At 54.4% G+C, this 237-nt stretch carries 1 rRNA gene; it reads left to right on the forward strand.

Going from position 1 to position 237, the window contains the following annotated elements:
- A 23S ribosomal RNA gene (locus BHE89_RS03130) occupies window positions 1-237 on the forward strand; the annotation flags it as partial.

The following is a 237-nucleotide window of genomic DNA, read 5'->3' on the forward strand; positions in this document are numbered from 1 at the left end:
GGAGCACGAAGGTTGGCTAAGCATGGTCGGACATCATGCGGTTAGTGCAAAGGCATAAGCCAGCTTGACTGTGAGAGTGACGGCTCGAGCAGGTACGAAAGTAGGTCTTAGTGGATCCGGTGGTTCTGAATGGAAGGGCCATCGCTGCAACGGATAAAAGGTACTCCGGGGATAACAGGCTGATACCGCCCAAGAGTTCATATCGACGGCGGTGTTTGGCACCTCGATGTCGGCTCA

Source organism: Shigella sp. FC1967, assembly GCF_001743005.1.
GTDB lineage: Bacteria > Pseudomonadota > Gammaproteobacteria > Enterobacterales > Enterobacteriaceae > Proteus.